The sequence below is a fragment of the Brevibacillus sp. GCM10020057 genome, assembly GCF_042683565.1.
Lineage (GTDB): Bacteria > Bacillota > Bacilli > Brevibacillales > Brevibacillaceae > Brevibacillus.
The window spans coordinates 1-6,058 of the sequence record NZ_JBHUJW010000039.1; the positions used below are offsets into that span (position 1 = coordinate 1).

The 6,058-nt window shown below is 40.9% G+C and carries 6 protein-coding genes, 1 tRNA gene and 2 pseudogenes; 5 read left to right on the forward strand and 4 right to left on the reverse strand.

Annotation, left to right across the window (positions count from 1 at the left end):
• Positions 1–260 precede the first annotated feature (260 nt).
• The 5 genes from ACFSO0_RS11905 (at position 261) to ACFSO0_RS11925 (ending at position 2,694) form a co-directional block, all read left to right on the forward strand.
• Positions 261–614 carry a putative periplasmic lipoprotein gene (locus ACFSO0_RS11905; RefSeq protein ID WP_376880409.1) on the forward strand — a complete coding sequence of 118 codons (354 nt, stop codon included), beginning with the start codon at positions 261–263 and terminating at the stop codon, positions 612–614.
• A gap of 56 nt (positions 615–670) precedes the next feature.
• Positions 671–997, forward strand: coding sequence for a hypothetical protein (locus ACFSO0_RS11910; protein WP_376880411.1), 327 nt, complete (start codon positions 671–673; stop codon positions 995–997).
• 3 nt (positions 998–1,000) lie between these two features.
• Complete coding sequence (locus ACFSO0_RS11915; protein WP_376880413.1) at positions 1,001–1,351, forward strand: hypothetical protein; 351 nt, start codon at positions 1,001–1,003, stop codon at positions 1,349–1,351.
• A gap of 12 nt (positions 1,352–1,363) precedes the next feature.
• Entirely contained in the window at positions 1,364–2,506 is a 1,143-nt protein-coding gene (locus ACFSO0_RS11920) for an Ig-like domain-containing protein (protein WP_376880415.1), read from the forward strand.
• A 121-nt stretch (positions 2,507–2,627) separates the two neighbouring features.
• A tRNA-OTHER gene (locus ACFSO0_RS11925) sits at positions 2,628–2,694 on the forward strand.
• Positions 2,695–2,791: 97 nt separating this feature from the next.
• Here ACFSO0_RS11925 and ACFSO0_RS11930 read toward each other — a convergent pair.
• The 4 genes and pseudogenes from ACFSO0_RS11930 to ACFSO0_RS11940 all read right to left on the reverse strand — a co-directional run.
• Positions 2,792–3,943: a site-specific integrase gene (locus tag ACFSO0_RS11930; RefSeq protein ID WP_376880418.1), complete on the reverse strand. Its 1,152-nt coding sequence runs from the start codon at positions 3,941–3,943 to the stop codon at positions 2,792–2,794.
• 137 nt (positions 3,944–4,080) lie between these two features.
• The gene (locus ACFSO0_RS11935) at positions 4,081–4,416 is read right to left on the reverse strand and encodes a hypothetical protein (RefSeq protein ID WP_376880421.1); all 336 of its coding nucleotides are present in this window, start codon (positions 4,414–4,416) and stop codon (positions 4,081–4,083) included.
• Between the two features lie 353 nt (positions 4,417–4,769).
• Positions 4,770–4,875, reverse strand: a pseudogene (locus ACFSO0_RS19770) (transposase); the annotation flags it as partial.
• A 15-nt stretch (positions 4,876–4,890) separates the two neighbouring features.
• Positions 4,891–5,733, reverse strand: a pseudogene (locus tag ACFSO0_RS11940) (IS4 family transposase); the annotation flags it as partial.
• Between the last annotated feature and the right edge of the window lie 325 nt (positions 5,734–6,058).

Below are 6,058 nucleotides of genomic sequence, written 5' to 3' on the forward strand. Positions count from 1 at the left end.
CATCCGTATAATGGATGTCCCGGGCATTCTATTGTCTTTTTTCAGGTTAGCGAATCATTCGGAAGGTGAATTCCATTCCTTACTTCAATACTAAGGCATTAGGGATTTTCACAGAAAAAGGCAAAACTATTGTCCTAATAAATGCTTGTCTGAGTGTTATTTATTACCCGACCACATACTTCATTTTTTTACAAATGTAATCAAAAAACTCCTTGAGATATGGTAAAATCCTCCTATGATCAAATCAGGAGGGAATTACTGTGAAAAGGGTAATGTTGTCGATTGCATTAGTTGGATTATTAACTGGATGTGGAGGTGACCCATCAAGTGGGATTACCCAAACCAAACCAGAAACACATAATAGTAATTCAACTAAGCCCATAACCAACAATCAACCAGTTTATACCAAAGAGGAACTAGAAGCCGATCCAAAAGCACCTTCTAAAGACCCGTCGGATTATGACCAAAACGGGCAGTATGTTCCCAAAGATGGGCCTTCTGATAATCCAGCAGATTACAGTAAAAATGGTGAGTATAAACCTGTCGAATCTATGACACAAGAGGAGATTCAAGCCGAATTAGAACAGATGTTAAAAGATTCGTTAGGACAATAGAATTCTGACTGCCCATTGTGGCAGTTTTTTTGTTAATTCAAAGGAGGTTCTATCAAATGAAAGTATTTCAAACTAGAGAAACGATTAAGCTAGACAATGGTGAAACAATTGAATTGACACTTGAAGAGAAGTATCAATATCACGCTTTCAATAAAGATAAAGGTGAGTGGGAATGGACAGGAAAAGATGTTCCTAAAATCTTTTTCCGTTACAAGGGAGTTTGGGTCGAAATCTTCTTCCGTCCTGAATATGCTTCTCATATTGATCTGGCGAAAAACGCTTGCCAGATAATTGATGAAGGTGGCAAGGAATTACTTACTCAACGTCTAAGGGCTTATTATCAAGACCCAGAAGCGTTTCCTAGAAAAAATAAGGGGGAATAATCTATGACGAATCAAGAACGCCTTAACATAGAAATCAAAGGTATTACTCTTACGACCGATGAATTATCCGTCTATCTAGCAGAAAATGGACTAAATGCCAATGATACATATAATACAACTGACAAGGCACAGACAAGAAAGATATACGAAGCTGCATTGTCCATCCTGGAAAGCATTGCGAATCAGCCACAATTGATGAAAAACTACACATCTGATGACCAGACAGTAAGTCAATTACATGAAAACCTAATGGCACGAATCGACCAACTGGAAAACAAAATCCGCAAAATGAAGATCGAAGAATCGAAAGCAGCCAATACAAATGGCTCTTTTTTTATGTTGTTTGATCGATAAGGGGGAATACACATGATTAACCTATTCCAACCAAACCTAGACGATTTCCAATATATCCTTGATTCATTTGGTCAATGGATTACAGTCAATAATCAACCAGTCCAAGCAGTAATCACAAACACGCCAATTAACCAAACATCTGCTGCGATTGATTTTGATGATAAAAAAATTGCTACACTTACGCCAATCAAATGCGGTGATAATGTCCATTACAACGATGAGGATTGGCTGATTATCAGTGAGATTAATGGACAGCGATACGGTAAATATAAAGGGATCATGCGTGTCTGTGATTACCCAATTAAGTTTAACTTTGAAGGGATTGTAAAAGAGCTTCCAACAATTGTTGACGGGCGTGTCTTTGACACTGAAACTGGTCAATTTATGACTTTACCTAACAGCAAGATTCTTGTCACGTTGCAAGAAAATCAGGAGACATTGCAAATTGAGGTTGGTCAGCGATTCATCAAGATGGGTAGCGCATGGCAAGTCGAAGCAATAGACAGGACTCAGAAAGGATTGCTCAGATTGTGGTGTAAACAGGATCAGTTTAATGAAGCTGTTGACGACATTCGGAATGAGATTGCCAATGCAGGAAGCTATGTTTACGCTCTTGACATTGAAAATATGGAAACAACAATCCAACAAGGGAACACTTTGCAATTAAATGTGAGTGTCACCTTAAACGGAACTGCTGTGACTGACAAAACAGTTGTCTACAGTGCAAGTGATTCCAATATTGCGATTGTTGACGCTAATGGATTGGTTGCCGCAATAAATGCAGGATCGGTGACCATTACTGCTCAACTGGCAGATAATCCAGATGTGAAGGATACCATTTCACTGACAGTGGAAGATTTACCGAGAGATAATTACGCTCTAACAATTAACGGAGATACATTCGTTACCAAAGGATATTCAAAAACATGGACGGCAAGTTTAACAAATAATGGTCAACCTGTGACCATGAAACCTGCTACATGGTCTTTAACAAGTACCAGTGGGGGAACAACTAACTTGGCGACTATCACAAGCCAATCAAGCGAAAGTGTAACAGTAAAAGGCAATAATTTAGGATATGTAAAACTCATTTGCCAACTTAACGATGGCAGCTTATCAGCGGAAAAGCAGATACAAGTGAAGAGTTTGATTTAGATTTATCGGAGAAATTTTAAGCGACCACTTGACTTCTTTCCCTGACTACTATATATTTATGGTAATTGAGACTGGAAGTAAGTGGTTTGATATATCGAGGACAAGCCCAGTCATTAATACGAGAACATTTGGTTTAAGTTCTCTTGACAGGGTGGGGGTCGCTGGTTCGAACCCAGTCCGGATCTCCATAAAAAAGCCTATAACGGCGCGGTTTATCGAAAAGAGAGACCGCGCTTTTTGCATAAAAAAATGCGGTTTGCAAACAAAATGCAAACCTTTATCGTACTAAAGTGCTTTTTTATCGTTTTCTTCGGCATCATCCTTATTAAAAAGTGAGTCTCCAAATTGTTTGGCTGCTTCACTTTGCATGTTGGGGAGAACATGAGAGTATGTGTCTAATGTAATTCGGATGTTGGCATGTCCGAGACGCTCCTGGGCGATCTTAGGGTGCACTCCCTTTTTAAGCAACAAGGTAGCGTGGGAATGCCTGAGGTCATGAAAACGTATTTTTGGAACGTCAGCTTTTTCCAATAAGCGGTAATAAGTGCGGATCAGGTTCCGTGGTAATACCTTTGTCCCAACAGAGGTACAAACAACCAAATCGTTATCTTGGTACACCGATCGAGCTAACAATTTCTCCTGAGCAATTCTCCTTTTGTGTTTTTTCAGTTCAGCCACTGTTTGCTCTGGCAAAGCTATTGACCTTTGGGCACTCTTGGTTTTCGGTTCCTGTAACTCATCACCTGTATTTGAAAGTGTCTGCTGAATTGATATTTCTCCATTTTCGAAGTCAATGTCTTTCCAGCGTAGGCCAAGAATTTCTCCACGCCTCATCCCAGTTGTAATTGCAAGGAAAAAGGCAATGTAAAGACGATCTTCCCGTGCAACATCCAGAAACTGCAATACTTCCTTTTCATTCCAAACTTCCATTTTCTTTTTACTGAAACGTGGTTTATCCACCAATTTTGCAACGTTCTTTGCAACGAAGCCTCGCTCGTGAGCACGAGTAAGGACAGCATTTATAATTGTATGGATTTTAGAGATAACTTCGTCCGACAGAGCAGACTCGTCTTTTTTTAGCTTTCTATAAAAGGCCTCAATGTGCATCGGATTCAGTTTTGCTAATTCGTATTTTCCAAGATGAGGCAGAATGTGTTTATTGACGAGCCATTCATAGTTGCGAAAGGTGGAGCTGCGTACACTCATCTTTTTATTTTCCAACCAAGACGTCAGAAATGACGAAAACATTTCCTTTGAAGGCGCTATAAATGTCCCCTGGTTAACCTCAGTTATCTTTTCAGCCATGGCTTTTTCGGCTTCCTTTTTTGTTGTGAAGCCTGAGAACCATTTCTGCTGACGTTTACCGGTGGTTTCATCTTTACCAAGATCAAGAACGAAACACCACTTGGAGCCTCGTTTTCTAACGTGACCTTTCATAACTACTTCCCTCCTGCATCGCATATTTCCATCCATCTAAAGATACCTGTCAATTCGGAAGAGAATGGTCAAATTTATAAGAATGTACGTTCTGGTTTGTGGTTATAAGAAAAGCCCAAAATGGGCGTCTGGTAAACTTACGCTGTGCGTTCACTAAAAACATTCAGCTGCAACAATTCTTCTATGTCGCAAACTTGTATGATAAATTGTTCAACCTCCCAATGGTCGACGTTAGCGGCAGCAGCTCTTTGTCGTAATGATGGAAGATGTATCCCGAACTTTCCGGGCTTTTCATGGTTCAGCGTTAAGTCGGCAAGTGTTACAGAAAGACCCAATGTATTGGAGTGAAAATCTTCTGCACCTTGTCTTTGAAAGGGTGCATCTACAGGGATGTAAAGAGTATTTTTTGACCAGTCAAACTCACCCTTACGGAACCCAACTACGTACAATATGGGTGCCAGTTTTTCTTCCATATAGTCGTAATCACTAACGTTGCATAAAAAATAAATTCACTATTTGTCGAAGTATTCTGAATGGGTTTTTCAACTTCGCAACCAAAAACGGCAACATCGGAGCAAAAGGTAGCCACTATCCATTTGGTAGTTTTATACATTTGTTACAACAGCAACAACAACATACAACGGCTATTTCCGTTTCTGTCGGCCTCTCTATGTTCGTTCGGCCTGGTAATCCATTCTACCGATCCATTGCTCGAACGCCTGCCAGAGAAAGACTTTGAGCCATCTGCTGATTTGCAACAGACTGTGTCGGCTGTTCCTTTCCAACTTGATAAGGAGCAACAGGCAGTAGGCAATGAGAGCGAGAAACACTTGGTTTTTTACAGCGTTGTCACTCGTTCCATAGAATGTCTTGATCTTTACATGCTACTTGATCCACTTGAAAAATAGTTCAATTTGCCAACGCCAACGGTAGATGTCACTCAATTCTTCGGCTTCCAGATCGAAGCGATTGGTAACGATTCGAATGAGATTCCCTTTCGAATCAAGCGTTTCAATCAGTCGTAACACGTTATCTATCCGTTTCTGTGGTGTTCCAAGCAAGATCATCGAATCCGATAACACAGAGCTTTCCGCCGGTAACGGGAACGCATAGAGATGACGGATTTGAGCGTTCTCTTTCAGGCGGGACGCGAAAAAGATGCCTTTGTCCGTGTATTCATCAAATTTTTCGTAATCCACGTATCCCCGATCAAAGACGAACATCGCTCCGATTTCGTCAATGAGTGCCTCCATTTGGGTACGATCATTTGCTTTCGCACAAGTCAGCGTGATTTTTTCTGGATACACATCCTGCTGGTTGGCAAAGACGAGACGAAGATGAATCTTGATTCCCGCCTTGGTTTTCCGGAAGGTTGCCCATTTGTACTTCTGCAAACATAGCCCAATGGTAGTCGAATCGATGATCTTGATGTCTTTTCGAAGAGAGTAGGTGTTACCCGAAGCCTTCTGAATCTGCTGTACCAGGTCAACAAAAATTTCTTCGAGCAGAGCAGGATCGACTCGGTTATTTTTTCGGCTCAGCTGTGCGGGGCTGATCGATGAAAGTCCTAGTTCCTGCTGAAATTCCTTGGACAGAACATCATCAGCAATGGCTCGAAGCCCTTCTCGTTGCTGAAGGTGGGCATGCAAAAACAGCAACAGGTATGCTTTGGTAGTCAGCTTTTTTACGTACTTGTCTTGATCCGTTTCTTCAATGCGTTGTTGAAGTTTCACAATATTGATGGGGGCAACCCATTTACCAAATGAAGAAAATAGGGTATTCTTGTCCATGAGCTATCCTTTGCGTTGGATTTGGACAGGAACTACCTGACCTTTCCAGTGTAAAGGATTTTTTTATGCCACGAACACTTAAATACCGAACATTATAGGTATTTTGAATGGTTAGAAAAGGTTAATGCAACGTTAGTGTCCAAAAATATATAGGGCTTGCTGAACGATCAAAAAATCCAGTAGGGACAAGGGTTTGAGGCACATTTCGTCGAATTCATATGCAAGGAAATCGTTTCATAATGATGAAAAACCGTGCACATGGAGGATGACGATCATGTACCAACCGTACGCCAACGAGGAAAACCAATTGCTACTGCCGAGCGAT

What these genes read in the sequence shown, in the direction of transcription:
- ACFSO0_RS11910 (WP_376880411.1), top strand. Translation starts at nt 671, where the DNA reads ATGAAAGTATTTCAAACTAGAGAAACGATTAAGCTAGACAATGGTGAA.
- ACFSO0_RS11915 (WP_376880413.1), top strand. Translation starts at nt 1,001, where the DNA reads ATGACGAATCAAGAACGCCTTAACATAGAAATCAAAGGTATTACTCTT.
- ACFSO0_RS11920 (WP_376880415.1), top strand. Translation starts at nt 1,364, where the DNA reads ATGATTAACCTATTCCAACCAAACCTAGACGATTTCCAATATATCCTT.
- ACFSO0_RS11930 (WP_376880418.1), bottom strand. Translation starts at nt 3,943, where the DNA reads ATGAAAGGTCACGTTAGAAAACGAGGCTCCAAGTGGTGTTTCGTTCTT.
- ACFSO0_RS11935 (WP_376880421.1), bottom strand. Translation starts at nt 4,416, where the DNA reads ATGGAAGAAAAACTGGCACCCATATTGTACGTAGTTGGGTTCCGTAAG.